28 protein-coding genes are annotated in these 26,837 nt (G+C 41.4%); 14 read left to right on the top strand and 14 right to left on the bottom strand.

The genetic code is table 11. The features are described from left to right. Nucleotides 1–85 precede the first annotated feature (85 nt). Nucleotides 86–1,342, top strand: coding sequence for a pyridoxal phosphate-dependent aminotransferase (locus tag V5804_RS11170; protein ID WP_369591466.1), 1,257 nt, complete (start codon nucleotides 86–88; stop codon nucleotides 1,340–1,342). A gap of 202 nt (nucleotides 1,343–1,544) precedes the next feature. On the opposite strand, the gene V5804_RS11165 is transcribed toward V5804_RS11170, so the two are convergent. Continuing rightward, nucleotides 1,545–2,261 carry a hypothetical protein gene (locus V5804_RS11165; RefSeq protein ID WP_369591465.1) on the bottom strand — a complete coding sequence of 239 codons (717 nt, stop codon included), beginning with the start codon at nucleotides 2,259–2,261 and terminating at the stop codon, nucleotides 1,545–1,547. A 52-nt stretch (nucleotides 2,262–2,313) separates the two neighbouring features. On the opposite strand from V5804_RS11165, the gene V5804_RS11160 reads away from it, so the two are divergent. Both V5804_RS11160 and V5804_RS11155 read left to right on the top strand, forming a co-directional pair. After that, nucleotides 2,314–3,024, top strand: a complete 711-nt coding sequence (locus V5804_RS11160) for an SAM-dependent methyltransferase (RefSeq protein WP_369591464.1) — start codon at nucleotides 2,314–2,316, stop codon at nucleotides 3,022–3,024. A 72-nt stretch (nucleotides 3,025–3,096) separates the two neighbouring features. Continuing rightward, the gene (locus V5804_RS11155; RefSeq protein WP_369591463.1) at nucleotides 3,097–4,713 is read left to right on the top strand and encodes an FAD-dependent oxidoreductase; all 1,617 of its coding nucleotides are present in this window, start codon (nucleotides 3,097–3,099) and stop codon (nucleotides 4,711–4,713) included. A gap of 111 nt (nucleotides 4,714–4,824) precedes the next feature. Here the strand turns inward: V5804_RS11155 and V5804_RS11150 are convergent, their stop codons facing one another. The 6 genes from V5804_RS11150 to V5804_RS11125 form a co-directional block, all read right to left on the bottom strand. Then, a complete protein-coding gene (locus V5804_RS11150; protein ID WP_369591462.1) occupies nucleotides 4,825–5,424 on the bottom strand; it encodes a tRNA-(ms[2]io[6]A)-hydroxylase in 600 nt (199 codons plus the stop codon). A 92-nt stretch (nucleotides 5,425–5,516) separates the two neighbouring features. After that, nucleotides 5,517–5,843 carry a type II toxin-antitoxin system RelE/ParE family toxin gene (locus V5804_RS11145; protein ID WP_369591461.1) on the bottom strand — a complete coding sequence of 109 codons (327 nt, stop codon included), beginning with the start codon at nucleotides 5,841–5,843 and terminating at the stop codon, nucleotides 5,517–5,519. Next, entirely contained in the window at nucleotides 5,819–5,965 is a 147-nt protein-coding gene (locus V5804_RS11140) for a hypothetical protein (protein ID WP_369591460.1), read from the bottom strand. The genes V5804_RS11145 and V5804_RS11140 overlap by 25 nt, the downstream gene beginning before the upstream one ends. A 71-nt stretch (nucleotides 5,966–6,036) precedes the next feature. Next, a complete protein-coding gene (nadD, locus tag V5804_RS11135) occupies nucleotides 6,037–6,609 on the bottom strand; it encodes a nicotinate (nicotinamide) nucleotide adenylyltransferase (RefSeq protein ID WP_369591459.1) in 573 nt (190 codons plus the stop codon). Between the two features lie 24 nt (nucleotides 6,610–6,633). Next, nucleotides 6,634–7,206, bottom strand: coding sequence for a guanylate kinase (gene gmk, locus V5804_RS11130; protein WP_369591458.1), 573 nt, complete (start codon nucleotides 7,204–7,206; stop codon nucleotides 6,634–6,636). A gap of 71 nt (nucleotides 7,207–7,277) precedes the next feature. Next, nucleotides 7,278–8,153: a YicC/YloC family endoribonuclease gene (locus V5804_RS11125; protein WP_369591457.1), complete on the bottom strand. Its 876-nt coding sequence runs from the start codon at nucleotides 8,151–8,153 to the stop codon at nucleotides 7,278–7,280. 176 nt (nucleotides 8,154–8,329) lie between these two features. Here V5804_RS11125 and V5804_RS11120 point away from each other — a divergent pair, with 176 nt between their 5' ends. After that, nucleotides 8,330–9,034 carry a hypothetical protein gene (locus V5804_RS11120; protein WP_369591456.1) on the top strand — a complete coding sequence of 235 codons (705 nt, stop codon included), beginning with the start codon at nucleotides 8,330–8,332 and terminating at the stop codon, nucleotides 9,032–9,034. Nucleotides 9,035–9,260: 226 nt separating this feature from the next. Here the strand turns inward: V5804_RS11120 and rnc are convergent, their stop codons facing one another. From rnc to V5804_RS11105, 3 genes are read right to left on the bottom strand one after another with little or no spacing between them, the layout of a single operon-like run. After that, entirely contained in the window at nucleotides 9,261–9,986 is a 726-nt protein-coding gene (gene rnc / locus V5804_RS11115; RefSeq protein ID WP_369591455.1) for a ribonuclease III, read from the bottom strand. A gap of 5 nt (nucleotides 9,987–9,991) precedes the next feature. Beyond that, complete coding sequence (gene fabF, locus V5804_RS11110) at nucleotides 9,992–11,245, bottom strand: beta-ketoacyl-ACP synthase II (protein WP_369591454.1); 1,254 nt, start codon at nucleotides 11,243–11,245, stop codon at nucleotides 9,992–9,994. Nucleotides 11,246–11,265: 20 nt separating this feature from the next. Beyond that, nucleotides 11,266–11,502: an acyl carrier protein gene (locus V5804_RS11105; protein WP_008241990.1), complete on the bottom strand. Its 237-nt coding sequence runs from the start codon at nucleotides 11,500–11,502 to the stop codon at nucleotides 11,266–11,268. Nucleotides 11,503–11,722: 220 nt separating this feature from the next. On the opposite strand from V5804_RS11105, the gene V5804_RS11100 reads away from it, so the two are divergent. Together V5804_RS11100 and pyk are read left to right on the top strand one after the other, a co-directional pair. Then, complete coding sequence (locus tag V5804_RS11100; protein ID WP_369591453.1) at nucleotides 11,723–12,142, top strand: IPExxxVDY family protein; 420 nt, start codon at nucleotides 11,723–11,725, stop codon at nucleotides 12,140–12,142. A gap of 86 nt (nucleotides 12,143–12,228) precedes the next feature. Further along, nucleotides 12,229–13,662: a pyruvate kinase gene (gene pyk, locus V5804_RS11095; RefSeq protein WP_369591452.1), complete on the top strand. Its 1,434-nt coding sequence runs from the start codon at nucleotides 12,229–12,231 to the stop codon at nucleotides 13,660–13,662. A gap of 516 nt (nucleotides 13,663–14,178) precedes the next feature. Here pyk and V5804_RS11090 read toward each other — a convergent pair. Beyond that, nucleotides 14,179–15,789, bottom strand: coding sequence for an SUMF1/EgtB/PvdO family nonheme iron enzyme (locus V5804_RS11090; protein ID WP_369591451.1), 1,611 nt, complete (start codon nucleotides 15,787–15,789; stop codon nucleotides 14,179–14,181). A 329-nt stretch (nucleotides 15,790–16,118) separates the two neighbouring features. On the opposite strand from V5804_RS11090, the gene porV reads away from it, so the two are divergent. The 7 genes from porV to V5804_RS11055 all read left to right on the top strand — a co-directional run bounded on the left by porV (nucleotide 16,119) and on the right by V5804_RS11055 (nucleotide 22,026). Continuing rightward, a complete protein-coding gene (gene porV, locus V5804_RS11085) occupies nucleotides 16,119–17,207 on the top strand; it encodes a type IX secretion system outer membrane channel protein PorV (protein ID WP_369591450.1) in 1,089 nt (362 codons plus the stop codon). 6 nt (nucleotides 17,208–17,213) lie between these two features. Further along, a complete protein-coding gene (gene ispF, locus V5804_RS11080) occupies nucleotides 17,214–17,693 on the top strand; it encodes a 2-C-methyl-D-erythritol 2,4-cyclodiphosphate synthase (RefSeq protein ID WP_369591449.1) in 480 nt (159 codons plus the stop codon). 282 nt (nucleotides 17,694–17,975) lie between these two features. Further along, nucleotides 17,976–19,892: a DNA primase gene (gene dnaG / locus V5804_RS11075; RefSeq protein WP_369591507.1), complete on the top strand. Its 1,917-nt coding sequence runs from the start codon at nucleotides 17,976–17,978 to the stop codon at nucleotides 19,890–19,892. Continuing rightward, complete coding sequence (locus V5804_RS11070) at nucleotides 19,892–20,260, top strand: YraN family protein (protein ID WP_369591448.1); 369 nt, start codon at nucleotides 19,892–19,894, stop codon at nucleotides 20,258–20,260. The genes dnaG and V5804_RS11070 overlap by 1 nt, the downstream gene beginning before the upstream one ends. A 9-nt stretch (nucleotides 20,261–20,269) precedes the next feature. Next, nucleotides 20,270–21,358, top strand: a complete 1,089-nt coding sequence (locus tag V5804_RS11065) for a glutaminyl-peptide cyclotransferase (protein ID WP_369591447.1) — start codon at nucleotides 20,270–20,272, stop codon at nucleotides 21,356–21,358. A 33-nt stretch (nucleotides 21,359–21,391) separates the two neighbouring features. Continuing rightward, complete coding sequence (locus V5804_RS11060) at nucleotides 21,392–21,694, top strand: nucleotidyltransferase family protein (RefSeq protein ID WP_369591446.1); 303 nt, start codon at nucleotides 21,392–21,394, stop codon at nucleotides 21,692–21,694. 41 nt (nucleotides 21,695–21,735) lie between these two features. Further along, nucleotides 21,736–22,026, top strand: a complete 291-nt coding sequence (locus V5804_RS11055; RefSeq protein WP_369591506.1) for a DUF86 domain-containing protein — start codon at nucleotides 21,736–21,738, stop codon at nucleotides 22,024–22,026. 80 nt (nucleotides 22,027–22,106) lie between these two features. Here V5804_RS11055 and pgi read toward each other — a convergent pair whose 3' ends face one another. Continuing rightward, nucleotides 22,107–23,753: a glucose-6-phosphate isomerase gene (gene pgi, locus V5804_RS11050; RefSeq protein WP_369591445.1), complete on the bottom strand. Its 1,647-nt coding sequence runs from the start codon at nucleotides 23,751–23,753 to the stop codon at nucleotides 22,107–22,109. A 206-nt stretch (nucleotides 23,754–23,959) separates the two neighbouring features. After that, nucleotides 23,960–24,388 (bottom strand): hypothetical protein, encoded by a 429-nt coding sequence (locus V5804_RS11045; RefSeq protein WP_369591444.1) that lies wholly within the window; start codon nucleotides 24,386–24,388, stop codon nucleotides 23,960–23,962. A gap of 210 nt (nucleotides 24,389–24,598) precedes the next feature. Between V5804_RS11045 and prfB the strand changes: the two genes are divergently transcribed. Continuing rightward, nucleotides 24,599–25,688 (top strand): peptide chain release factor 2 gene (prfB, locus tag V5804_RS11040; RefSeq protein WP_369591443.1). Its coding sequence is split into 2 segments (ribosomal slippage): nucleotides 24,599–24,658 and nucleotides 24,660–25,688, totalling 1,089 coding nucleotides; the frame shifts between segments, so codons are not numbered across the junction. 58 nt (nucleotides 25,689–25,746) lie between these two features. Here the strand turns inward: prfB and V5804_RS11035 are convergent. Beyond that, nucleotides 25,747–26,652: a hypothetical protein gene (locus tag V5804_RS11035; RefSeq protein ID WP_369591442.1), complete on the bottom strand. Its 906-nt coding sequence runs from the start codon at nucleotides 26,650–26,652 to the stop codon at nucleotides 25,747–25,749. Nucleotides 26,653–26,837: the final 185 nt, after the last annotated feature.

Below are 26,837 nucleotides of genomic sequence, written 5' to 3'. Positions count from 1 at the left end.
TAAATTAGATGTTTTAAACAGCAATACTTCTTTTACCACCTAAAATTCAAACTCCTATCTTTGCCGCCGCTAAAACAACACGAACATGCACGCTTCCAACCTTGCGCACAACCTTCACGGTTCTGAGATTATTAAAATTGCCGGCGAAATCAACGAACTGAAAAAGAAAGGCGAGCAGATTGCCAACCTTACCATCGGCGATTTTGATTCTTCTATTTTTCCGATCCCGGAGAAATTACAACAATTAATTATCAAGGCTTACGAAGCGCATCAAACTAATTATCCGCCGGCCGACGGCGTTTTAGAACTGCGCGAAAGTGTTTCGTCATTTTTAAAAGCAAGTTTTGAGTTGGAATATTCAACACAAGAAATCATCATTTCCGGCGGTTCGCGTCCGCTGATTTATGCCATTTATTTGGCGTTGGTAAACGAAGGCGAAAAAGTGGTTTTCCCGTCGCCGTCCTGGAACAATAACCATTATTGCGATTTGTTGCGCGCTGAAGCCGTGATCGTGCCAACACAACCCGAAAACAACTTTATGCCAACCGCGGCAGATTTACGTCCGCATCTAAAAGGCGCGGCGCTGCTTTCGCTTTGTTCTCCCTTAAATCCGACCGGAACGATGTTTTTAAAGGAAGATTTGGAAGCGATTTGCGATTTGGTGATCGAAGAAAACCAAAGCCGCAGCAAAAGCGAAAAGCCGCTGTATATTTTGTACGATCAAATTTATTCGCAGATAACTTTTGGTGCGCACGAACATTTTAACCCGGTTTCTTTACGTCCTGAATTGCGCGATTACGTGCTTTTTGTGGATGGCAGTTCCAAATGTTTTGCAGCAACCGGTGTTCGCGTGGGCTGGGGATTTGGTCCGGCTCCAATCATCAATTATATGAAAGCCATTATTGGGCACATGGGCGCGTGGTCGCCAAAGCCGGAGCAGGTTGCCATGTCGCAATTTTTGCAGGAAGATGAAGCCGTTGCCACTTACTTAACGGCTTTCAAACAAAAAATTCAGAAAAGTTTAGATACCTTGTACCAGGGTTTTATTCGACTAAAAGAAAAAGGCTTTGCGGTGGATGCCATTGAACCGATGGGCGCCATTTACTTAACGTTGAAAGTAGATTATGCCGGAAAAACCACACCCGAAGGCAAACTTTTAGAAACCTCAACCGACATCAATTTTTACCTAATAAAAGAAGCACAGGTAGCTTTTGTCCCGTTTTCCGCTTTTGGTACTGATGATAAAACCAATTGGTTTCGTGCCTCGCTTGGTGCAAGTACCGTTGAGGAAATCGAACAAATGCTGCCAAGGATTGAAGCGGCACTGTCGAGGTTGAAGTAGTTTCCGGGTGTGAGTTGCCTGTTGCCAGTTCGTTTTGTCATCCTGAACTTGTTTCAGGATCCCTCTTCCAAGGTTTAACCTTTTTGATGGGATGCCGAAAAAATTCCGGCATGACAAAACGCCACCAATTTTATACCGATAAAAGAAGTATCACAACTCAGCCCAAAACCGGCAACCCGCAACTTACAACCGGCAACCCTACTCAAGCCGCCTTACTAATATACTTCACCAAACTCCTTTTAGCAACGGGCAGCAAAGTTTGTTCCAGCGGGAAATTAATATCGCAGGCCACCTGGTAAACGGCCGGGTTGGGCAATTGCTTCCTGCTGTTGATCAAATCAATCTTGATAGATTCGGGCGTGTGGACAAAACTCAAACTGTAATTGGCAATATACGAAGTGTTGATGCCGCGGAATTTATCGTCTTTCCCTTCAAAAACACTAATGCTGTATTCGTAAACGTGCAAACCTTTTTCATCGCCGTTGCGGATAAACAAATAACCAAAATCGGGAACTAACGGAATCACGCCAACCGAATCAATCAGCAAACGCGTCTCCACGAAATCGTAAATTTCTTTGCCTTGCTGCAAGGCCGGGTTCATTTTTTCTAACGAGTAAGTGATGATCTGCTCGATTTCCTGCATCACGTAATCGTCTTTCACCATCTTTTCATATGTCAGTTTTAAGGCGTCAAAATCAGCTTTGGTCAATCGCTGCGGAAAGTTTTGCTGCATCAAAACCTTGTTGTTTTTAAAATGCAGCAGGTTATTGTAATGAAATATTAGATCGCCTAAATCCGGGTACAACTGACTGCTGCGGAAATGCTTGTTGATGTGCTGCAAATAAGCCAGCAAAACGTACTTTTTGTGCTCAAAATCAATCGAGCCTTCAATAAACCAGTTGATGCCTAACGCCTTCATTTATTGCTCCTTTTAAAATTAAATTTAGATAAAAAATCACACTTTTGTAGCGATGCAAAAAGGAAACCTGTTTTTAATTCCTGTACCGCTGGCCGATGAGGCCGGTTTAAAATCTTTTACGCCTTTTTTGAAGGAAAAGATTAACCATATCAACGAATATATTGTTGAAAACGAAAAAACCGCGCGCAAATTTTTAAAAGAAGCCGGTTTGAAAACGCCCCAAGCCGATTTAACGCTGCACGATTACGGCAAACACCAGCGCGGCGGCAGTTTGTCGTATTTTTTTGGCGGGTTGGAAGCCGGAAAAGATGTGGGTTTGATGAGCGAAGCCGGTTGCCCAGGCGTTGCCGATCCGGGAGCGGATATTGTTGCCGAAGCGCACCGGCGAAACATAAAAGTAGTGCCGTTAGTTGGCCCAAGTTCTATTTTGCTGGCTTTGATGGCTTCGGGTTTTGATGGACAACGCTTTACTTTTCACGGTTATTTGCCGATTGACAAAGCCGAACGTTCCCGGAAAATCAAGGAGTTGGAAGGCTTTTCCGAACGTTACCAGCAAACACAGATTTTTATCGAAACACCTTACCGCAACAACCAGTTGCTGGAAGAAGTATTGAAAAGTGCGCATCCAAAAACGTTGTTGTGCATCGCCTGTAATTTAACGGCTACCGATGAAATGATTGCTACCAAAGATATTGCCGAATGGCGCAAGCAAACGTTGGATCTGCATAAAAAACCAACGATTTTTTTGTTGCAGCGGCTATAGATTTTATGCCGATAAAAGAAGCATTGGTGGAAAAAGCAACCAACTATTTTCGGGTTTCTTCGTTTCTGAAAAATGATCCCTGCCCAAGGCCATTATCCTGTTTTAATTGTCGGTGCCGGGCCTTCCGGTTTGATGATGGCTGCGCAACTGCTGCGTTACGGTGTTCAACCGATCATAATTGATATAAAAAAAGGGCTGACAGATCAATCCCGGGCCTTGGCCGTGCAAGCGCGTTCTATGGAAATTTACCGGCAAATGGGTTTGGCTGATCGTGCTTTGCAGGAAGGCATTCAGGCAGAAACGGTTTCCATCCAAAACGATCACGGAGAATTGGTCAAACTTTCGCTCCAAAACCTCGGACAAAATACCACGCCTTTTCCGTTTGTGCATCTGCTCGAACAAAGTAAAAACGAACGCATATTGCTGGATTTTCTTACCCAAAATTGTTGTCCGGTTTATTGGAACACGGGTTTGTCGGATTTTTCTACGGAGGAAAATAAAATTACGGCGCACCTAAAAAGTGATGATAAAAGAAGCATGATCACTTGCGATTGGTTGATTGGTGCAGACGGTGCGCATAGTTTCATTCGGAAAAAGCTACAAATTGAATTTAAAGGAGATGCTTATGCCAACAAGTTTTACTTAGCCGACATCGAACTGAACCAGTGTTTTGAGGAAAAGCAAATTACTTTAAGATTGGGCGATACTGCTTTTACCGGCTTTTTCCCGATGAAAGGCGTTAACCGTTTCCGTGTGGTGGCTACTTTGCCCAAGCAATTTGCAGATCGGGAAGAGGTTAAGTTTGAAGAAATAAAATCAGATTTAACTCGATCATTACCCGAAAATGTGGCGATAGAAAAATGCCACGCTTTTTCGATTTACAAGCTGCATCATCGCATGGCTGCAAAATTTAGCGATAAAAGAAGCTTTTTAATTGGCGATGCAGCGCACATCCATTCGCCTGTTGGCGGACAAGGCATGAATACCGGTTTGCAGGATGCGTACAATTTGGCCTGGAAACTGGCCGGCGTAATCAACCAAAACCTGCAGCCAGCAATTTTAGAAAGTTATGCCGAAGAACGGATGCCGGTTGCACGACGATTACTGCAAACCACGGATCGTTTTTTCAACCTCATCAATGCTCAAAATACTTTAAACCGGTTTTTTAGAAATAACATCTTACCAAATCTGATCCGCTTTTTTTGGAAGCAGGAAAAGTTCCGGGAGTTTGGTTTTGAAACGATTTCGCAAACCGGGATTAATTACCGCCAAAGCAAAATCAACTTAAATTTCAGTAAAGCTGAAAATGTAAAAGCAGGTGACCGTTTGCCATTCATCCAGATTTTTGACGAAAAGAAAAAGCAGCAAACCGATTTGCACGCCTGGTGCAGCAAACCAGGTTTTACTTTTATCGCTTTGGGTAAGCTAAAGGAAAATGATCTGTTTAACCTGGCGCGATGGATCACGCAGCATTATCCGCAGCAATTAAACTTTTTTTACCTGCCTTTTTCTGCTAAAAATAAAGCTGTTTTTGATTGTTTTGAATTGAAGGAAGACCAGCATAAAGCTGTTATCGTTCGGCCGGACATGTACATTGGTTATTTAAACGATACGATCCATGTGGATTTGATTGACCAATATTTGGAACAAGTTGCCGGGTGTATTAAGGCACCAAAAAAACATGCGTAAAAGAAGTATGGCCGCTTTTTGTCATGCCGAAATTTTTTCGGCATCCCATCAGAAAGGTTGCAACCGTGGAAGAGGGATCCTGAATCAAGTTCAGGATGACAACGCAACTTTTTAACCATGGATCGTTTCGCTTTTACCATAATTCTGCACCACCTGCGCCTCGTATTCCAAAAATGTTTTCCATCGGCTTTCCACATCAATTGTCGAAGCATATTTTTTGGCCAAACGGATAAACATCGAATAATGCCCGGCTTCGCTCACCATTAATTCATGGTAAAAAGCAGAAAGTTCGGCATCATGGATATGTTCAGACATCACTTTAAAACGTTCGCAACTGCGCGCTTCAATCATAGCCGAAAACAACAAACGGTCAATTAACTGTGCTTCCCGTCCGCCGCCTTTGATGATAAATTTGGCCAGTTCGTTTACGTAATTGTCTTTCCGTTCGCGTCCTAAAACAAAACCGCGTTGCAAAATAATGTCGTGCACACGTTTAAAATGATCCATTTCTTCCTGCACCAATTGCGCCATTTCCTGCACCAATTCTGATAAATTCGGGTTTTGTACGATCAACGTAATGGCGTTGCTGGCAGCCTTTTGCTCGCAAAAAGCATGGTCGGTCAAAATTTCTTCAATGTTGCTTTGCACCACATTGGTAACCCATTGCGGATCAGTTGGCAATTGCAGTTTTAAAATGGTTTTCTCGCTCACAAAGCAAAGATAGTGAAATGGGTTTTAGTTGATGGTTCATTGGTTATGGTAGCTACCATAACCAATGAACCATAATCTATGAACTTTTTTTCTTATTCCTCGTCGTTTAAAGCCGGATTGTTGGATAAAAGTCGGGCTTGGTGATGGATGGTGAGTACTTCAAGCAAATCCTTAGTTTTATAGCGATAAATAATAATGTAATTTCTAAATATTAATCTCCGAGCCTCAATATTTTTATAATTAAAAGGCGCGCCAGAATTGGGAAAAGTATAAAGTTGATCTATCGCTTCAATAATCAACCGTTTTTCAATTTTAGCGTATTTCACAGATTCTTTGGCGATATATTGGTAAATATCGTTCAAATCAGCTTTAGCGGTAGGAAGAATTTCAATATTTACAAGTCCTCTTCGCTTAGCCATTCTTTCTTAAATTCTTCCCAGTTCTGTCCTAAGCCTTTGTTGGATTCTTCCAATGCCTGTTCAATTTTAGCCGTCAGTTTTATTTGGTCAACTACCTCGTCAACATCAATTTCCTCTGGCATACGGTTGATTAAATGAAGTATTTTTTCTTTTGCAATCACCATAAGTTTTTCTTTTTATAAAGATAACGAAATTAACGGTACAAGTTTTTACTGTCAATAAATTCCAGCACGTTGTCCGGCAAAAAATACTGCACATTCTTTTTTTGGGCGATGGATTTTCGGATGAAAGTGGAAGAAATTTCAATCAGCGGCGTATCTGTTATCGTTACCGAAAAATGGTTGCTAAAAACAGTATCCTCAAAACCGGGCCTCGGATAAACATAGATTTGATAATCGCGCAGCAAAATTTCGTAGTTCTTCCACTTTTGCAGTGAGTTCAAATTATCAGAACCCATAATCAATGTAAATTGATGTTGCGGGAATTTTTCCTGTAGATGAATGAGCGTATCAATAGTGTAAGACGGCCGCGGCAGTTTCAGTTCAATATCGCTCACTTCTATTTTATCGGAGTTTTCAGTTGCTAATTTTGCCATTTCCAAACGATCATAAGTATTGATCAGATCGCTTGCTTTTTTGAGCGGGTTGTGCGGCGAAACCACCAGCCAGACTTTTTCCAAATCCGTGTGGTTGGCCATGTAGCTGGCAATAATTAAATGGCCGGTATGGATGGGGTTAAAAGAGCCAAAAAACAAACCAATCTTCATGCTTCTTTTATCGAGTAAAAATTGTTATCGGCCAATAAAATCAGAAACTAAATCCTTAGCTTCCTGGCAGGCCGTTTCCAGATCGTAGTTTTTCAGGATCACATCAAACTGCGGTGCGAAATTCAATTCTTTTTCGGCTTTGGCATAACGCTCCAGTAGCTTTTCTTCGCTGTCGGTCCCGCGTCCGCTTAAACGTTCAATCAAAACCTCTAATGACGGTGGTTGCACAAAAATAGCCAGCGCTTTTCCGTCGTATTTCCGCTTCAAATGCAGACCGCCAACTACATCAATATCAAAAATAACGTGTTTGCCCTGGTTCCAAATCCGTTCTATTTCTTTACGCAAAGTGCCGTAAAATGTGCCCGAGTAAACCTCTTCAAACTCTACAAATTCTTTCTGTGCAATACGGTGCAAAAACTCGGTTTGCGAGATGAAATAATAATCTTTTCCGTGCTGTTCGTCGCCGCGCGGTTTGCGCGTAGTGGCCGAAATGGAAAACTCCAAACTATCAAATTTGCTCAGCAAATGATGCACAATGGTGGTTTTACCAGCTCCGGAAGGCGCAGAAAATATGATGAGTTTGCCGTTTTGGTTCATAGGTTTTGGTTTATGGTTGATAGTTTATGGTTCATGGAAGCTGCTATGATCCATAAACCATGAACCATTAACTAAAGCACATTCAGCAATTGTTCCTTTATCTTTTCCAGTTCTTCTTTCATGCCAACAACCAATTTTTGTATGATCGCGTTGTTCGCTTTTGAACCCAGCGTGTTTACCTCGCGGCCAATTTCCTGAGCAATAAAACCTAATTTTTTACCGTTTGCATCGGCGCTTTTTAACGTTTCTACAAAGTAATCGCAATGCGTTTTCAGCCTGATTTTTTCTTCGGTGATGTCCAGCTTATCAATGTAATAAATCAATTCCTGCTCAAAACGGTTTTGATCAATGTTTTCGCGGCCAACAGCTTCGGCCAAAAAACTGTTTAAACGTTCTTTGATGGTAACAATCCGTGTTGGTTCTTCAACTTCAACTTTTTCAAGGTTTTCGAGAATGTTGCTGATGCGCAGTTTCAAATCGTTTTCCAGCATGTTCCCTTCGTCCGACCTGAATTGCTGAAAGGCTTCCACCGCTTTGTTAAAAACCTGTTTTACGGTTTTCCACTCGTCTTCCGAAGCTTTTTCTTCCGTGAATTTTACCACATCGGGCAAACCCAAAGCCAGTTGTAGTAGGTTAGAGGTTGGCTCGTTTAGCTGGCTGCTTACTTCTTTTAGCTGTTGTAAATATTGTTGGAGCAAAACCACATCAATGCTTGCGACCGCAGTTTTTACTTCATTTTGCTCAACATTAAAGCTGAGGTTTACTTTGCCGCGGTCAATCAAACGGCTGCATTCGTTGCGCAGTTCAAATTCTTTTTCGGCAAAAGTGCGGGGCAATTTAATAGACAGTTCGAGGAATTTACTGTTGAGGGATTTTATTTCGACTGTGTATTTTACGTTTCCCAAATCCTGGCTGCTGATGCCAAAACCGGTCATGGATTTAATCATTTGCAAAGATAAAAATTTATCAGTACGGCTAAAGTTTTAAGCTGACCGCACTTGTAAAGTTGCCGATACTGTTTTTACCGGCAAAAAATTGACCTTAACATACTTTAACAGCTTCGCGTTTGCTTTTTCGTATTTTTGTTGGAATGTTTAATCGAATCCTTTTTGTAATTAAGCTGATGTTGATCCTTGCTTTCATCGGCCAAAGTCCGGCTGTTTTTGCTCAACAGGAGTTTGTGCTGAAAGGTGTTTTGTTCCAAAAGCAAAACGCACAACGGGTTTCTGACGCCTTGATATTCAATTTAAAAAAGAAAATTACGGTTGCCAGCAACGATTTGGGCGCGTTCAGCATCAAAGCAAGTGTTGGCGATACCTTAAAAGTTTTCAAAAAAGATTATACCGAATATATTTTTACGGTTGTGGATGAAAAAGATGTTATGCTGCAACTTTCGCCGGTCATTCAATTAAGCGAAGTGCGCGTGGTTGGCCAAACCAAAAAGCAGGAACTGGAAGAAGCGTTGCGGCAGTATCGCGGGCAGGGAAGTATTTACAACGGTAAGCCGCCTGCACTTTCGATGGTTACAAATCCAATAACAGGTTTGTACGAACTTTTTGGGAAAACGCCACGTCAGGCCAAGCATTTCCAGGAATTTGCCAAGAATGAGATTGAGCAAACCAACGTGGATAAACGCTTTAACAAAGCTTTGGTTCAGCAAGTTACGGATTTGAAGGAAGAGCAAATCCAGCCGTTTATGGATTCTTACCGGCCAAGTTTCGATCAGCTTTCTGCCTGGAACGATTATGATTTGATCAATTATGTTAAGAAATCGGCACAGGGTTTTAAGGAAGGAAAAGGCTTGCCGCCGCTTAAAAAGCTGTATTAAAAGAAGTATGATTGCTGTCATTCCGGTTTTTGTCATCTCGACGATAGGAGAGATCTTCTTCAAAACAAAAAAGGTTTTAATGCTTCTTTTATCACCTAAAAATTATTGTTCTTGTTAAAAGAAGATTTCTATTCAAAGCGAATGTTAATGCTTCTTTTATCACCTAAAAATTGATGTTTTGTTGAAATAAGATTTCTCCCTTTGGTCGAAATGGCAAAGCAGACCATCAAATCCCCAAAGCTTCGCAAGCTTTTTCGGCGGCCAGTTTTTCGGCAGTTTTTTTGTTGAACTCTTTGCCGTTGCCTACCACTTCGCCATCAATACAAGCCTGCACGGTAAAAAGTTTGGTGCTTTCGCCCTGCTGGTTGGTAATCAATTCAAAACTAATGTCTTTGCTGTGGCGCTGGCACCATTCAATCAATTTACTTTTGAAATTGGTTTCCGTGTTTTCCAGTTTATGGATATCAATATGCGATTTGATAATTCGGTTTTCCAGAAAACTTTTGGTGAAGTTGTAGCCTTTATCCAGATAAACGGCACCAATTAAAGCTTCAAAAGCATCGCCCAGCAAAGAACTTTGTCTGCTGGTATTGATCACACGGCTGTCAAACTCGACCAATTGCTCAAAACCAAGCTTTCGGCCTAATTGGTTGAGGTTGATTCGGCTAACGATTTTCGAACGCAGTTCTGTCAAAAACCCTTCATCCTCATAAGGGTACATTTTGAAAAGGATTTCGGCTACGACCGAACCAAGCACGGCATCGCCCAAAAACTCTAACCTTTCGTTGCTGTTTTTAACCCCCTTTTTTACAACCTGCGCAACCGATTTGTGCCGGAAAGCCAAACGGTAAAGCATCAAATTACCGGGTACAAAGCCAAGCAGGTTTTTTAACAGCTTAACGTATTTTCTGTTGGGAGATAAGTAAAGCTTGTAAAACCTTGAAATCGGCATTAAAACTATTCTTCGTATTTTTTGAAAATCACAGAGGCATTGTGGCCGCCAAAACCGAAAGTATTGCTCAACGCAGTGCGTACCGTCCGTTTTTGAGGTTTGTTAAAAGTGAAGTTTAATTGAGGGTCAAACTCCGGGTCATCTGTAAAATGGTTGATGGTAGGCGGAACGATGTCGTTTTTGATAGCCAGCACAGAAGCAATGGCTTCGATCGCACCGGCCGCGCCCAGCAAATGGCCGGTCATGGATTTGGTAGAACTGATGTTTAATTTGTAGGCATCATCACCAAATAAACTCACGATAGCTTTGGTTTCGCTGATATCGCCAAGCGGCGTAGATGTTCCGTGAACGTTGATGTAATCAATATCGCTGGTAGTTAAACCGGCATCGCGCAGGGCGTTGCCCATTACCAAACGTGCGCCCAAACCTTCCGGGTGCGGTGCGGTAATGTGGTTTGCATCGGCACTCATGCCGCCGCCAACCATTTCGGCATAAATCTTGGCACCACGTGCTTTGGCATGTTCCAAACTTTCCAGGATCAGCGCACCCGCCCCTTCACCGGCAACAAAACCGTCGCGGTCTTTATCGAAAGGGCGGGAAGCTGTTTTCGGGTCGTCGTTTCGGGTGGACAAAGCGTGCATCGCATTAAAACCACCCATGCCGGCTTCATTGATAATGGCTTCAGAACCGCCGGAAATGATGACATCTGCCACACCCAAACGAAGATAATTGAAAGAATCAATCAAAGCATTGGTGCCCGAAGCACAGGCAGAAACGGTAGAAAAATTGGGGCCACGCAAACCATATTTGATAGAAATATGGCCTGGCGCAATGTCCAAAATCATTTTTGGAATAAAGTAAGGGTTGTAACGCGGCGTACCATCACCTTTGGCAAAGTTGGACACTTCATCCAAAAAAGTTTTTAAACCACCAATTCCGGCACCCCAGATAACGCCAATGCGGTTGGTGTCGAGGTTTGGAAAATCCAAATCTGCATCGCGCACGGCTTCGTCAACCGAAACCATGGCGTAATGCACAAAAGGATCCATCTTGCGCGCTTCTTTTTTGCCGAAAATATCTTCGGCAGAAAAGTTTTTTATTTCGCAGGCAAACTTTGTTTTGAATTTTGTGGTGTCGAAACTTTTGATGATGTCAGCCCCACTCACTCCATTGATCAGCGCGCCCCAATAATCCGGGACGCTGTTGCCAATTGGAGTAAGTGCGCCCAAACCGGTTACAACTACTCTTTTTAACTCCATTTATTTAGCAAAAAGCGCTATTATTTAACGTTTTTTTCCAGATAAGCGATAGCCTGGCCAACGGTGCCGATAGTTTCTGCCTGGTCATCAGGGATAGCTACATTAAATTCTTTTTCAAATTCCATGATCAGTTCTACAGTATCTAAAGAATCTGCACCTAAATCATTCGTGAAACTTGCTTCTGGTGTAACTTCGTTCTCGTCAACACCTAATTTTTCTACGATAATTGCTTTTACTCTGGAAGCGATATCAGACATAGTCTTTTAATTTTTTGGGTTAAATAAATCTGTGCAAAGAAAAATAAATTAAATCAAATATCAAACCGCAATAAAATTTTGATCGGCTTAAATCTTTTGCCGTACACATACTGTTTTTACCACTATATTTTTGATGTGGTAAATGTGGATAACTGTATAATAACTTCAAGTTTATTTAAGTTTGATTTGTAGTTTAGATAACCCTAAGCATCACCTGGTTTTGAGTAGAAAGATACTAAGTTTTGAGTTAGACCTCGACTTTATATTAATTGCCCTGCGGTCGCCGCTGCGCGATTACCGGCTTTGTTACCATATCAACAAAGAACTGTGCACCGATTTCAGGAAAACGGCCGATTACTGCCTGCCTTTGTTTGCCGGTGCCGAGCCGATGCAGTTTTCGCAATATGTGTACAACATTGAAGCTTCTGAAACAGAATTTTATGTTATTGCCAACCATGGCGCAAGCGGATGCCTGATCCCCGAGTTGGGCAGCACTAATTATTTTTTGATGATCAAAAACCATTTTGACGACGAAGACCTGGAAAATGTGTTGCTGAGGTTGAAAAAGATCGCATTTATCGAGTCGGTAAAACAAATTGACCCTAAAACAATCAAATCCCACGAAAACCTGTTGTTTTAAACATTTCGCTTAGTGTTTAAATTACACTAATTTTACCCTGGTAAAAGAAGCATCACAATTTATCTAATCAAAATTTATCTTTATAAATGAAAATTTCGCACAAAAGAACTAAAATAGTTGCCACGCTCGGGCCGGCTTCTTCTCAAAAAGAGATGTTGTTATCCTTAATCCGGGCCGGTGTTAACGTTTGCCGGTTAAATTTTTCTCACGGAAAACAGGAAGACCACCAAATTGCCATTGACAATATCCGTGAAATTAACGAACAGTACAAACTGAACGTTGGCATTTTGGCTGATCTGCAAGGGCCAAAAATCAGGATCGGAATGGTTAAAACAGGGGGCGTGCAACTGATCAACGGGGCAACAATCAACATCACGACGCACGAATGTGTTGGCGACGAAAAACAGATTTACATCACTTACGATAGTTTTCCGAAAGATGTAGTGGCCGGCGAAATGATTTTATTGGACGACGGCAAGCTGCAAATGCGCGTTAAAGAAACCAACAATAAAGATACCGTAGTTTGCGAAGTGGTTTACGGCGGAATTTTAACTTCCCGCAAAGGCGTTAATTTGCCAAACACCAAAGTTTCGATCCCGAGTTTAACGGAAGAAGATTTGGACAACCTGGAATTTGCCTTGAAAAATGATGTCGAGTGGATCGGATTGTCCTTTGTCCGCACAGAATTGGATATTGTTGATTTGAAACGTATCATCAGCCGGAGCGGAAAATCGGCACGCGTAATTGCCAAGATTGAAAAGCCGGAAGCGATTGAACATATTGATGCGATCATCGAAGCAACAGACGGCGTGATGGTTGCCCGCGGCGATTTGGGCGTTGAAATGCCGATGGAACAGGTTCCGTTGCTGCAAAAAATGATTGCCCGTAAATGCCGCGCCGCTTCTAAACCGGTAATTGTGGCTACCCAAATGCTGGAAAGCATGATCACGGCGCCAAGGCCAACACGTGCCGAAGTGAACGACGTGGCCAACTCAGTTTTGGATGGTGCCGATGCAGTGATGTTGAGCGGGGAAACTTCGGTAGGCGAGTTTCCGGTGATCGTGATCGAAACGATGCAGAAAATCATCAAAAACGTAGAAGAATTTGGCTATCCGTTTAACACGCCAAAACCGGTCAACGAAAAATCTGCTACCATTTTGTCTGATGCGGTTTGTAGTTCGGCAGTTTACCTGGCAGAACAAACCAATGCAATCGGGATTGTTACCATGACTTCATCCGGTTATACCGCTTTCGAAATCTCCAGCCATCGCCCAAAAGCCAATACTTTTATTTTTACCCGAAACCGTCATTTGTTGCGCACATTAAGTTTGCTTTGGGGCGTCCGGGGTTTTTATTATGATAAATTTGATGTCAACTCTACCGACAGCAGCATCCAGGAAATCAATGATATTTTAAAAAGCCAGAATTTGGTGGAAGAAGGCGATGTGGTGATCAACACGGCAGCCATCCCAATGGAGAAAAAAGGCAGGACAAATATGATTAAAGTTAGCGTGATCTAATTTTATGATAGAAGTTTTTATGTTGAAAAGAAGCCGGTTTTATTAAGTCGGCTTCTTTTTTTTGATTTTGATTTTTCCTTCAACAATCAATTATTCTTTTGGTGATGCTTCTTTTAGCACCTAAAAATCAGTGAAAGATTTAGGGCCGAGACCAATTTTTAGGTGCTAAAAGAAGCATCCAGTTTTTTTCAGATGTAAATTCAAACAGTTTCTATCCTCCTGGTTGATACTTCTTTTATCGCACAAAAATTGATGTATGATTAGAGCCGATACCAGTTTTTATATGCTAAAAGAAGCATTCAGTTTTTTTTCAGATGTAAATTCAAACAGCTTCTATCCTCCTGGTTGATACTTCTTTTACCGCACAAAAATCAGTAAAGGATCAGAGCCGACACTAATTTTTAGGTGCTAAAAGAAGCATTCAGTTTTTCTGAAAGTCAAACCCAACAATCACCAAAAACAAAAAAGCTGCCTCCTTTTGGAAGCAGCTTTTTCAAAAACTTTATACAATCAATTTTACAACTGAATCTTTTTAGGTGATTTTTGTGCTTTCACCCGGAAGTGCGGTTTGTTGGCCGGGTTGATTTCTGCCGCGCCAATCATGCCCATCGCACAACGGAAACCAACTTCGGCGTTCGTATCTTCTTCGTCCATAAAACGGCGTGTGGCCGGGTTCAGCCAGTAAGCGCGGTCGTTCCACGAACCGCCCTTGTAAACTTTAGAATGATCGTTTACCAAAGTTGTGTTACCGTATAAAGAAGAATTTACAGAATCTTTATAACCGCGAACATCAGGCGTAAAGGCTTTGCCCGAAGCATTTGCAGCAATAACCGCAGTTTGGTTTGGATTAGCATTGGCCGCATTGGTTTCTGCGGCCGTGGCAGCTTGTCCGTTCAGTTCGCTCCATTTTTGTTTTTTGGATGTTTTGGCCAAATCTTTAATTGGTTTGCCGTATTTATCTTTTGCCAATAAACCCCTGTCTGTGTTGGCCAACCTTTTGTTGGTGTAAATATTACCGCGAAAAGGGTTAAAATCTTCAAAATCTTCGTACGATAACTGGCGGTAAGTATCACCAGTCCACTCGTTTACGTTTCCGGCCATGTTGTACAAACCGAAATCGTTTGGCGGATAAGAACGTACCGGTGCCGTGATATCAGCTTTATCATTTAAATAACCACCGGTTCCCATGTTATCGCCGGCACCACGTTTAAAGTTGGCTAGGATCAAACCGCGCGTACCTTTTTTAGGGGAACGGACGCCCATACCGTTCCAAGGGTAAACTTTTCCGTCGCTGATGTTTTCATATTGCGTATTTCCGGCCAAAGCCAATGCGGCATATTCCCATTCTGCTTCGGAAGGCAAACGGTAAGGCTGTTTCAAAACACCATCTTCAATCCGTGCCGGGCGTGTAGCCGCTTTTCCGCCTTGACCTTTTATGGCCGGGTTTAAATCTTTCGGCATGTGTTTGCCGTCAATTCCGGCACCGCGGTATTGTCCGTTCAGGTAAATGTCTGTGTTAAAAGCAGCACCGGCACCCGTTTTACCGCTTTTGCTCATGGTTTTCCAATCGGTGATGATGCCGCGTTCGCGCAAAATCTCTTCGTTCACGCGTTGGGTACGCCAGTCGCAATAATCGTTTGCCTGGTCCCAGCTTACGCCTACAACCGGATAATCCTGGTAGCCCGGATGGCGCAGGTAATTATCAACATAAGGTTCGTTGTAAGATAAAGGCTGGCGCCAAACCAGTGTATCCGGCAAGGCATTGTAGTACATTTCGCGTTCTTGCGGATAAGTACGCTTGATCCAGTATAAATATTCCAGCCAGTCGGTATTGGCCACTTCCGTTTCGTCCATATAAAAAGAAGCTACGGTAACGCGGCGGCGGATGTTGTTGTAGTCAAACTGCAAATCTTCGTTTAAAGAACCGCCCAGCACAAAAGTACCACCTTCAATAGGTACCAAGCCCGGGCCCGGGGCAGGGTGTTTTTTGGCAAAAACCTGGAAACCGCCGTTGGTACGGTCGTTATAGGCCCAACCGGTTTTTGGCGATTTTGCTTTATTGCAACTGCTAAAAATCCCGCCAATCGCCAACACCAATAAAGTACATCTGTAAAAATTTCTTTTCATTTTTTCAATTCCTGTCGAACGTAAATTTAATACATTTCGTAAAAAACGCCAATAAAAAATTTAAGCATCAAAATTATCTTTTCAAAGATATTATTATATTGAACGAAATTACTTCTTTAGGGTTACAGCAGATCAAAAATTAGTTAGCTTTGGCAATAAGCAACTTATAAAGAAGTTATTTGCATGGTACAACGGTTTTAAGGTTTGTTTTATTTTTTCTACTATCGAAAAAAAATTAGCGCTTGCTTTAAACTTATTATTTTAGTTTGATGGATATCAATACAATTATTAAGCGGTTTTTAATACTAACAATAAGTTTAGGGTTTAATATGTATAATGCACAGGCGCAGGTTGGCGGTACCAATACCAATGGGAGTTCAACGGCAGGTGCTATCCAAACTGCCGTCCCTTTTCTTACCGTTTCCCCGGATGCACGTTCTGGTGCCATCGGTGATGCCGGCGTGGCTTTGGCAACCGATAAAAACGCAAATTACTGGAACCCTTCAAAACTGGCTTTTATCGAAAACGGCGACCAGTTTTCTTTGTCGTACAGCCCGTGGCTGCGCCGTTTGGTGCCCGATATTAACCTCGCTTATTTAAGTTATGCACATAAACTGGACGACCGGAACACCATCGGCCTTTCTCTAAAATACTTCAACCTCGGCAAAATCCAATTGGTGGACAATAACCAGCAGGACCAGGGAACTTATACACCAAACGAATTTGCCATTGACGGCAGTTTTGCCCGAAAGTTTGGCGAGAATTTTTCGCTCGGGACTTCGTTGCGTTTCATCTATTCCAACTTATCCAACGGCAGTTTTTCCGAAGGCCAGCAAACCAAAGCCGGAACAGCAGTGGCCGCCGATGTTTCTTTGTATTATCGAAACCCGACACAGTTTTTGGGCAAAGACGACTTGTTTGCCTTTGGCGTCAACATTTCTAACATCGGCTCTAAAATCAGTTATACCGAAACCGGGCAAAAGTATTTTTTGCCAACCAATCTACGGGTCGGTGTTGCCAACACTTGGTATTTAGATACTTATAATGAATTGACTGCAACTTTGGATGCCAATAAACTGCTTGTTCCTTCCAACCCTAACTCAACGGCTTCGGTGCCTTCCGGTATTTTTGGTTCTTTCAGCGATGCCGGTTTAAGCGGGGAACTGAAAGAAATTAATTTTGGTGGCGGCCTGGAATACTGGTACAACCACCAGTTTGCGTTGCGCAGCGGCTACTTCTACGAAAACCCAAATTACGGTAACCGCAAGTATTTAACGTTGGGCGTAGGCTTCCGTTACCAGGATTTCAACCTCGATTTTTCTTACCTCGCGGCCAACCAGCAGCAAAGTGCGTTGGCCAATACGTTGCGCTTTACTTTGGGCTACAGTTTTGGCAGAGATTTATCAAAAGGACGGTAAGCACGCATGAAAATAAAAGTTGGGTTTGGGTTTGATGTGCATCAACTTAAAAAAGGCCATCCGTTTGTGATGGGCGGCGTTCACCTCGAACATATTTCCGGCGCTTTCGGCCATTCGGATGCGGACGTTTTGGTGCATGCCATTTGTGATGCCTTGCTGGGTGCAGCCAATTTGCGCGATATCGGTTTCCATTTTTCCAATACCGATGAACGTTGGCGCGGCATCAGCAGTTTAATCCTGCTAAAAGAAGTCGTGCGGTTGCTTAGAGAAAAAAGCTGGACCATCGGAAATATTGATGCGATGATTTGCTTGGAAGCGCCAAAAATTAACCCGCATATCCAAGAAATGAAAACTAAAATTTCTGAAGCTGCCGGGATCAACGAAGAGGATATTTCCATCAAAGCCACTACCAACGAGCAAATGGGTTTTATCGGCCGCGAAGAAGGCGTGGTTGCTTATGCCGTTTGTTTGATCGAGAAAATTTAGGCGGTAAAAGAAGTATGCTTGCGCTGTTATTTCGACGTTTTTTGTCATCTCGATTCGCAGGAAGAGATATTCTTTCAACTTGATGCTTCTTTTATCACCTAAAAATCCAAAGATAACTTCTTGAATTTTTGAAGAAGATTTCTCACTTCGTTTCGGAATGACAAAGCGTAAATTATTCAAAACCGATTTCCTGTTTTCTTTTGAATAAACCAAATTTTTACCCGATAAAAGAAGCATCAATCATCGGGCGCACTTCAACCCAAAACCTTATTTTTGCAATTGATGATCAACAAAGCCACCATTGACCGCATTTTTGAAGCAACCGACATTGTTGAGGTGATCGGCGAGTTTGTGCAGTTGAAAAAACGTGGTGCCAATTACGTTGGCCTTTCGCCTTTTGCCAACGAAAAAACGCCTTCGTTCACGGTTTCACCGGTGAAAGGGATTTTCAAGGATTTTTCGACCGGGCTTGGCGGTTCTGCGGTTACTTTTTTAATGGAGCACGAGAAATTTACGTATCCGGAAGCGTTAAAATGGCTCGCCAAAAAGTATAATATTGAGGTAGAAGAAGACAAGCAAACGCCCGAAAACAAGGAAGAAGACAACCGCCGAGAAAGCCTGATGGTGGTTACTGCTTTTGCCGCCAGGTTTTTTCAGCAAAGTTTGCTGGAAACGCCGGAAGGGCAAAACATCGGGTTGAGTTATTTTAAAGAGCGCGGTTTTCGGGAAGATATCATCAAAAAGTTTGAGCTGGGTTACTCCCCTGATAATTGGGACGCGTTTAGCACGGCGGCCATCAAACAAAATTATCAGCAGGAATTTTTGTTGGAAAGCGGTTTGTCGGTGAAGCGTGATAACGGTTCGTTGTACGATCGTTACCGCGGCCGCGTGATGTTCCCGATCCATAGTTTTACCGGCCGCGTGGTTGGTTTTGGCGGGAGGACTTTGAAGAACGACAAAAGCGTTCCGAAATACGTTAACTCACCCGAATCGGAAATCTACCATAAATCCAATTTGCTTTATGGTTTGTACTTCGCCAAAAAAGCCATCCGCGAAAGCGATAATTGTTATTTGGTGGAAGGTTATGCCGATGTAATTTCTGTTCATCAGGCCGGGATCGAAAATGTGGTTGCTTCTTCCGGAACTTCTTTAACGGTTGAGCAAATCCGGCTGATAGGTCGTTCTACCAAAAACATTACGATTTTATATGATGGCGATGCGGCAGGCATAAAAGCTGCTTTGCGCGGATTGGATTTGATTTTGGAAGAAGGGCTGAACGTAAAAGTGGTTACTTTCCCCGATGGCCACGACCCGGATTCTTTTGTGCGCAAGGTGGGAACAAATGCTTTCAAAACCTACATTGATCAGCACCAAAAAGATTTTATCCTGTATAAAACCGGCGCGCTGCTAAGCGAGGCCAAAAATGACCCGATAAAAAAAGCAGAGGTGATCCGCGAAGTGGTGGAAAGTATTGCCAAAATTCCGGATTCGATCAAAGCTTCAGTTTTTGTGAAAGAATGCAGTTCGTTGCTGCAAATGGACGAGCGTTCGCTGCTGACCGAGCTGAACAAAATGCGGCAGGCTAAAGCGAAAAAGCAGGACCAGGCTTCGCCAAAACCCATTCAGCCGGAAACCGAACACACCGAAATTATACCGGTAAAAACAGTATCCGCAGAAGACACGCAGGAAAAAGAAATTGTGCGCCTGCTCATTACTTACGGCAACAAAATGATTGATTGGGACGGCATTGCCAACACGTACATCGGCCCGTTTATGATTTCGGAACTGAGCGATGTGGAGTTTGAAAACCCGGAAAGCAAAAACCTGGTGGATATTTATCGGCAGGAACTGGAAAACGGCCGTCTGCCCAATGAAGCTTTTTTTATCCATCATCCAGATCGTAAAGTGACCGATTTGGCCGTTTCCATGATTTCCACGCCTTATGTTTTAAGCGAGAATTGGTACGAGAAGCATAAAATTTTGGTTTCGAGCGAGGAAGACAATATGAAAGCCACGATTCTGGGTGCCATCTTCCATCTCAAAAAACGGAAAGTTGACCAGATTTTGGAAGGCATCCGCCGAAAATTGCAAAAAACAACTTCCAACGACGACATTGATGTGTTGCTGAACCAATATCAGCACATGAAAAAAGTGGAAAAAAATATTTCTGATTTTCTCGGTTCGGTAATTTTAAAATAATGGCCGAACACAATAACTTAGGCCGCAAAGGCGAGGAGCTGGCCAAACAACATTTGGAAAATGCCGGTTACGAAATTTTGGACGAGAACTGGCGTTTTCAAAAAGCAGAGGTAGATTTAATAGCTTATCACCATAAAACCATCATTTTTGTAGAAGTGAAAACGCGTACCGGAAACGCTTTTGGCGAACCGGAAGATTTTGTGGATTTTGCCAAACAAAAGCTGCTGGTAAGCGCGGCCGACGAGTTTATAGAACTGATGGATTTTAAGGGCGAAGCGCGTTTTGATATTGTCGCCATTTTGTTTGATAAGCAGGGCAATTATCGTTTAAACCATATTCAGGATGCTTTTTGGCCTGACCCATATTAAAAATAAAACATGAATAAAAAGTTGATCCTGTTAAGTTTGGCCGCTGTTTTAAGTTTACATGCTTGTCAAAATAAACCTAAAAACCAGGAAGATAACAGTACTTTAAGCCTAAGTCCGGAGGCTGGCGGAAATATTCAGGCCGGAAAAGATGTGCCTTTGCAGGTAAAAGCGCCGCAAGGTTACAAAGCAGATTCTGTGGTTTATTTGATGGACGATGTTCGGCTTGGTGCAAAAACAGATTTATCGGCTTTTACTTTAAAAACGGATACACTTCCGTTGGGCGTTAAGCAAATCACCGCCCAAATTTATCAGGGTAAAAACAGTACGCCGGTTACCACCAATATTGTTTTGCTAGCTGCCAAAGCACCGGAAGAATTGACTTACAAGGTAGAAAAGGTGTTTCCGCATGATACTTCGTGTTATACGGAAGGGTTGCTTTATCAGGATGGTTTTCTGTACGAAAGCGGCGGCGGCCGGTTAAAACCACCACAAGGCGAACCTGCCGAAGGGCAATCCAGTTTAAGGAAAGTTGATTTAACCACCGGAAAAGTATTGAAAAAAGCAATGGTTGACCCAACTGTATTTGCCGAAGGGATTTCTATTGTCGGCAATAAAATCATCCAATTAACTTGGACTGAAAAGATTGGTTATGTTTATGATAAAGCTACGTTCAAACTCCTCAACACGTTTAACAACAATGTTGGCCAGGAAGGTTGGGGAATGTGTTTTGACGGGAAGAAATTGTACATGGACGATAAAACCAACCGCATTTGGTTTTTAGATAAAAATACGTATCGCGCCATTGGTTTTATTGATGTTTATGATGATAAAAAAGCCATTGACAGTATCAATGAATTGGAATATATTAATGGGAAGTTGTATGCAAATGTTTATCAAACCAACGATATTATTGTGATTGACCCAAAGACTGGTGCTGTTTTACAAAGGATTGATTTGGCAAACTTGTACCGCGACCGGCTTCCAAATGCGGATGTTTTAAACGGTATTGCTTATGATGCAAAAACCAAACGTATTTTTATCACCGGCAAAAAATGGCCGCATTTGTACCAGGTTAAGTTTGTGAAAAAAGGGGTGTAAAAGAAGTATTCTCAAAAATCCAATTAAATATTTATGCAACCGTTTATCAAGAGTAATCTTTCGCAAATACAACAATTGATGCGTTTGTATGGCGTAGAGCAGGCTTATCTTTTTGGCAGTGCCGCATCAGGTAAAATGAAAGCTGATAGTGATGTAGATTTTTTAATTCGATTTTCTCCTAATTTGGATTTCCAAATTTATGGAAACAACTATTTTAAGCTACTGTATGCTTTGCAGGATTTATTGAAATTGGAAGTAGAGTTGGTTGCAGAAGAAACTTTAAATAATCCATATTTAATTGAAAGCATCAATAATAATAAGTTACTTGTGATATGAATCTTTAGGAGAAGAAATTACTTACTGATGTACTACAAGCTATTTCGTCTGTTGATGGACATTTAGAAGGAAAACGAATATTTACAGAATATAAAGCTAACAAAACCAAACGCCGTGCAGTTGAACGTGAACTTGAAATTATCGGCGAAGCTGTAAATAAATTATTGAAAATTAATCCAAGTATCGAAATTTCTTATGCTCGGATGATTGTTGATCTTCGCAATAAAGTAATCCATGCTTATGATAATGTAAATGATATTGTAATTTGGAATGTTGTTGTAAATCATCTCCCAGTATTACAAGCGGAAGTTGAAATGTTATTGGAAGATTAATTACAATTGAGTTTCATGAAAAAGTATAGATAAAAGAAGCATCTGCAACAATTACAAATGCTTCTTTTATCAACCCCAAATTACCGCCACTCCTTATACTGGTTAATCAAACCATTAGTAGAAGAATCATGGTCTTTAACCCGTTCATCACCTTTTAATTCTTTTTGGATTTTAACGGCCAATTGCTTGCCCAGTTCTACGCCCCATTGGTCAAAACTAAAGATGTTCCAGATGATGCCTTGCACAAATATTTTGTGTTCGTAAAAAGCAATCAAACTGCCGAGAGAACGCGGCGTAATTTCTTTAAACAAAATAGAATTGGTTGGCCGGTTGCCTTCAAAAACTTTAAAAGGCGCCAGTTTTTCTATTTCTTCTGCAGTTTTGCCGGCAGCTTTTAATTCTTCGGTTACTTCTTCTTGGGTTTTGCCGTTCATCAAAGCTTCGGTTTGGGCGAAGAAGTTGGACAGCAAAATCGAATGATGATCGCCGGTTGGGTTATGGCTTTGTGCCGGTGCAATAAAATCACAAGGGATTAATTTAGTTCCCTGGTGGATCAACTGATAAAAAGCATGTTGGCCGTTGGTTCCGGGTTCGCCCCAAATAATTGGCCCGGTCGAGTAATCAACTTCATTTCCGTTCCGGTCCACATGTTTTCCGTTACTTTCCATATCGCCTTGTTGAAAATAAGCAGCAAAACGATGTAAATATTGGTCGTAAGGCAAAATAGCTTCCGTCTCTGCCCCGAAGAAATTATTGTACCAAATGCCAATTACGCCAAGCATGACCGAAATATTTTGCTCAAAATCTGTATTTCTAAAATGTTCATCGGCAGCGTTGGCACCGGTAAGCAATTCCTTAAAATTATCAAAACCAATGCTTAAAGCTATGGACAAACCAATGGCGCTCCACAACGAATAACGGCCGCCAACCCAATCCCAAAACACAAACATATTTTTGGTATCAATGCCAAAAGCTTCCACAGCTTTGCTGTTGGTAGATAAAGCGGCAAAATGCTTCGCCACATCTTCATCTTTGCCGCCACCTTTGATAAACCAATCGCGCGCGGTATGCGCGTTGGTCATGGTTTCTTGCGTGGTAAAGGTTTTGGAAGCAATTAAAAACAGCGTGGTGGCCGGGTTTAATCCTTTTAAAATCTCGGTGATTTGCGTGCCGTCAACATTAGAATCAAAGTGCAGGTTCAAACGTGTTTTGTAAGGTTTTAAAGCTTCAGTAACCATCACCGGGCCTAAATCCGATCCGCCGATTCCGATATTCACCACATCCGTAATTTCATCGCCTTTGTAACCTTTCCACTCACCGGAAATAACCGCGTTAGAAAAAGTTTCCATCTGCTTTAAAACCGCGTTTACTTCTTCCGTAATGTTTTCACCATCAACAGTTAACGGTTTGTTCGTTACGTTTCTTAAAGCGGTATGTAAAACGGAACGGCCTTCGGTTTCGTTGATTTTCTCGCCGGTAAACATCGCTTCGATGGCTTCTTTTAGCTGGCATTCTTTTGCCAATTGGATCAACAATGCCAGCGTTTTTTCATCTATGCGGTTTTTGGAGAAATCAAACAAAATATCTTCAAACTTAATGGAGAATTTTTTAAAACGATCCAGGTCCTGGGCAAACAAATCCTTCATTTGTTTTTCGGCCATTTGCGGAAAATAATCAGTGAGATAGCGGAAAGCTTCGGTTTCGGTAAAATTTATTTTTGGTAACATGCTCTTGGTTTTAGTTCAAAACTATGTATTAAAAGAAAAGAGGTGCTTAAATTGTTCTGAATAGTTTTGGATTGAAACCAAGAATGCGTGATTCCAATTTTTAGGTGGTAAAAGAAGCATTCGGAAAAAGACGGAAAGTCGGGAAAACGGAAAGTTAAAGCATCGCCTAAACCCTTTTTATTTTGGGGAATATTAGCAATAGGATTTTACCTGTTCAAATTTATTTTTCGTCCAAATAAACCTCCGGGAGTTGCGCCAACAGGGGCACTAATTGTGGCGCTATGTGCCGTTAAGTTTGTGATATAGCTTTTTTCAGGAACCCCATTTAATCTAATACCAAAAGGGACAATTAAAATTGTAGCATCAGAAATCAGGCTATAACTCAAAGTATCCAGTTTTGTGCCTTCTTTGATATAAATCCGGTTATCTGTCCTTAGGTCAAAATAGTCGCCTGTTTGTCCTGCATAATTTACCGGGTGATTGTTTGCCCCAACTCCGGCAAAAGTCGAGTCGTTTATAATATTCCATTTTCCCAAAATGTTCGTAGTGTTTTTTGGGGAAACTGAACCTTTTTTGCAAGAAGCCGAAAAGAAAGTGATAAATATGGTTAATATAAATGAAACTTGGATTTTCATATTGTTCGATTTAATGTTATTTAATTGAATATTTAAAAAATCTACACACCATAAAAAGTACTGGTAAAAGAAGTATGCCGTTTTAGTTTATGTACAAACAAATTTGAAGGTTTGCTACAACAAAAACAAATTTTACATGCTTCTTTTATCGCATAAAAATCAGTGAAGTATTAGCTGCTTCCGCCAAAACCAAATTTCTATATTTGCGGCATGACAAAAGAACAAGTTCAAGACTTGAGGGATCGCGTAACTTCCCTGAGGAGGCATCTTTGACGTCGAAACCAAATTATACCGACTAAAAGAAGAAGAAGATTTGACCCTGGCGCCCGATTTTTGGGATGATTCGAAGAAAGCCGAAAAAGTGCTGGCTTCCATGAAAAGTAAAAAAACATGGACGGATGCTTTTAAAGCCGTAGAAACTTCGGTGGAAGATACCGTGGTGATGCAGGAGATGAACCAGTCCGGCGATGCAACGGATGAGGAAGCCGACGAGCAATACCAAGCAACTTTAAAACAACTCGAAGACCTGGAATTTAAAAACATGCTTTCGGCAGATGAAGATCAGTTGAATGCGGTTTTACAGATTACAGCAGGAGCAGGCGGAACGGAAAGCTGCGATTGGGCCAGCATGTTGATGCGGATGTACACTATGTGGGCGCAAAAACACGGCTACAAAGTGAGCGAACAGGATTTCCAGGAAGGCGAAGTTGCGGGCGTAAAAACCGTAACGCTGCAAATTGAAGGAGATTTTGCATACGGTTATTTAAAAGGCGAAAACGGCGTGCATCGTTTGGTGCGTATTTCTCCGTTTGATAGCAATGCCAAACGCCATACTTCTTTTGCATCGGTTTATGTTTACCCTTTGGTGGATGATACGATTGAAATTGATGTCAACCCGGCTGATATTGAGTTTGAAACTTTCCGTTCGGGCGGTGCCGGAGGCCAGAATGTAAACAAGGTAGAAACGGCCGTTCGTTTGTACCACAAACCTTCGGGCATCATTATCAAAAACCAGGAATCGCGTTCGCAGTTGCAGAATAAAGAAAACGCCATCCGTTTGTTAAAATCGCAATTGTACGAAGCAGAATTGCGCAAACGTATGGAAATTACCAACGCCATTGAAGGTGCGAAAATGAAAATTGAATGGGGTTCGCAAATCCGGAATTACGTTTTGCATCCGTACAAATTGGTAAAAGATGTGCGCACCGGCCACGAAACTTCCAACGCCCAAGGTGTTTTGGATGGCGATTTGGATGAGTTTTTGAAAGCTTATTTGATGGAGTTTGGCGGGAATAATTAGAATATATAAATGCTGTTTTTATCACACTAATTTTTAATTGATAAAAACAGCATTTAAGTTAAGCACTTTTATCAACGTCAGAATTAACTTTAGGAAATTCTAATCTTCCCTGTTCAGCTCTGCCTATATGCTTGATTATTTTCGTTATTTTATATGATTTATTAATATAAGTATTGATAGATTCATCAAATTGCTGGCGAATTTCAAATTCTGCTTCTAAAGAATCTCCTTTAGAAAATTTCTCACCTCGTTCAATCAATTTAACAAATTCTTCATCCTTAATGTGAGCTGATATTTTATTTCCTTCAAAATAAAAATTCCATTTTACGTTTTTATCGAAAGACAAGGCTGATATAACTAAAAATCCAGTTTTTGATATTATTGTTTCATCAGCCGCAACAATGCTTGCATCATTGTTTGCTATAGCTGCAAAGTCTTCTTTTACAATTTGTACTATTGGCTTATCTTCTTTATCTAATAATTCAAACCCTGTGACATTTGGATCATTTTCCAAAGTTTCAAATTCTTGAGCAATTGTTTCTCGTACCGATTTATTATTTTGGTAAATTTTTACAACTCTGTTATCAATATACGTAACATCTCCTTTCGTATTTTTAATTTTAGTGGAGATATCATTAGACTCCATAACCTCTGGCTTTCCTCCCTTTAAAAACTTTGCAAATCCAAAGAGACCGCCAACAACTGCAAAAATATTAGCTGCAATTTCTATATTATCCTTCGTAAATAGTCCTTTTATATTGTCAATTAAGTTCGCTTCAATAACAATATGCACAAGAAAGCTACCTTCTTTTAAAGCGTTTACTTTTATTTCTATTTTTCTATCTGTTCCAAGTTCTCTATTTATTTCGTGAGTAAGATTGGTAAAATGGAGCAAGCTATTGATAAGTGTATTTGTTTCAATTTGATGAGTTTCTCCATCAAATTTTATTTTTAGATCATCCATTTGTTTATTTTTTATCAAGTGCTATTGATATTAGCATATTTAACAATGAAGTTGTTTAAACTTATTTAGAGGGTAAAACAAGGTTCCCAATAAAAGCTGATTTTTGTGGTGCAAATCATAAAAGGTCAGATCAAGATTGGGAACCGTGGATAAAGGTACGATAGGGGAATTAATTTTGCCACATT

The sequence above is a fragment of the Mucilaginibacter sp. genome (genome assembly GCF_041088075.1).
In the GTDB taxonomy this organism is placed as follows: domain Bacteria; phylum Bacteroidota; class Bacteroidia; order Sphingobacteriales; family Sphingobacteriaceae; genus Mucilaginibacter_A.
Note: the sequence above shows the minus strand (reverse complement) of the source record. Positions and strands in the feature narration are given on the sequence as shown.

Bases quoted from the DNA above. Each gene is read 5' to 3' on its own strand.
- V5804_RS11170 (WP_369591466.1), top strand. From the start codon at position 86: ATGCACGCTTCCAACCTTGCGCACAACCTTCACGGTTCTGAGATTATT.
- V5804_RS11165 (WP_369591465.1), bottom strand. From the start codon at position 2,261: ATGAAGGCGTTAGGCATCAACTGGTTTATTGAAGGCTCGATTGATTTT.
- V5804_RS11160 (WP_369591464.1), top strand. From the start codon at position 2,314: ATGCAAAAAGGAAACCTGTTTTTAATTCCTGTACCGCTGGCCGATGAG.
- V5804_RS11155 (WP_369591463.1), top strand. From the start codon at position 3,097: ATGATCCCTGCCCAAGGCCATTATCCTGTTTTAATTGTCGGTGCCGGG.
- V5804_RS11145 (WP_369591461.1), bottom strand. From the start codon at position 5,843: ATGGCTAAGCGAAGAGGACTTGTAAATATTGAAATTCTTCCTACCGCT.
- V5804_RS11140 (WP_369591460.1), bottom strand. From the start codon at position 5,965: ATGCCAGAGGAAATTGATGTTGACGAGGTAGTTGACCAAATAAAACTG.
- nadD (WP_369591459.1), bottom strand. From the start codon at position 6,609: ATGAAGATTGGTTTGTTTTTTGGCTCTTTTAACCCCATCCATACCGGC.
- gmk (WP_369591458.1), bottom strand. From the start codon at position 7,206: ATGAACCAAAACGGCAAACTCATCATATTTTCTGCGCCTTCCGGAGCT.
- V5804_RS11125 (WP_369591457.1), bottom strand. From the start codon at position 8,153: ATGATTAAATCCATGACCGGTTTTGGCATCAGCAGCCAGGATTTGGGA.
- V5804_RS11120 (WP_369591456.1), top strand. From the start codon at position 8,330: ATGTTGATCCTTGCTTTCATCGGCCAAAGTCCGGCTGTTTTTGCTCAA.
- rnc (WP_369591455.1), bottom strand. From the start codon at position 9,986: ATGCCGATTTCAAGGTTTTACAAGCTTTACTTATCTCCCAACAGAAAA.
- fabF (WP_369591454.1), bottom strand. From the start codon at position 11,245: ATGGAGTTAAAAAGAGTAGTTGTAACCGGTTTGGGCGCACTTACTCCA.
- V5804_RS11105 (WP_008241990.1), bottom strand. From the start codon at position 11,502: ATGTCTGATATCGCTTCCAGAGTAAAAGCAATTATCGTAGAAAAATTA.
- pyk (WP_369591452.1), top strand. From the start codon at position 12,229: ATGAAAATTTCGCACAAAAGAACTAAAATAGTTGCCACGCTCGGGCCG.
- V5804_RS11090 (WP_369591451.1), bottom strand. From the start codon at position 15,789: ATGAAAAGAAATTTTTACAGATGTACTTTATTGGTGTTGGCGATTGGC.
- porV (WP_369591450.1), top strand. From the start codon at position 16,119: ATGTATAATGCACAGGCGCAGGTTGGCGGTACCAATACCAATGGGAGT.
- ispF (WP_369591449.1), top strand. From the start codon at position 17,214: ATGAAAATAAAAGTTGGGTTTGGGTTTGATGTGCATCAACTTAAAAAA.
- dnaG (WP_369591507.1), top strand. From the start codon at position 17,976: ATGATCAACAAAGCCACCATTGACCGCATTTTTGAAGCAACCGACATT.
- V5804_RS11070 (WP_369591448.1), top strand. From the start codon at position 19,892: ATGGCCGAACACAATAACTTAGGCCGCAAAGGCGAGGAGCTGGCCAAA.
- V5804_RS11065 (WP_369591447.1), top strand. From the start codon at position 20,270: ATGAATAAAAAGTTGATCCTGTTAAGTTTGGCCGCTGTTTTAAGTTTA.
- V5804_RS11060 (WP_369591446.1), top strand. From the start codon at position 21,392: ATGCAACCGTTTATCAAGAGTAATCTTTCGCAAATACAACAATTGATG.
- pgi (WP_369591445.1), bottom strand. From the start codon at position 23,753: ATGTTACCAAAAATAAATTTTACCGAAACCGAAGCTTTCCGCTATCTC.
- V5804_RS11045 (WP_369591444.1), bottom strand. From the start codon at position 24,388: ATGAAAATCCAAGTTTCATTTATATTAACCATATTTATCACTTTCTTT.
- V5804_RS11035 (WP_369591442.1), bottom strand. From the start codon at position 26,652: ATGGATGATCTAAAAATAAAATTTGATGGAGAAACTCATCAAATTGAA.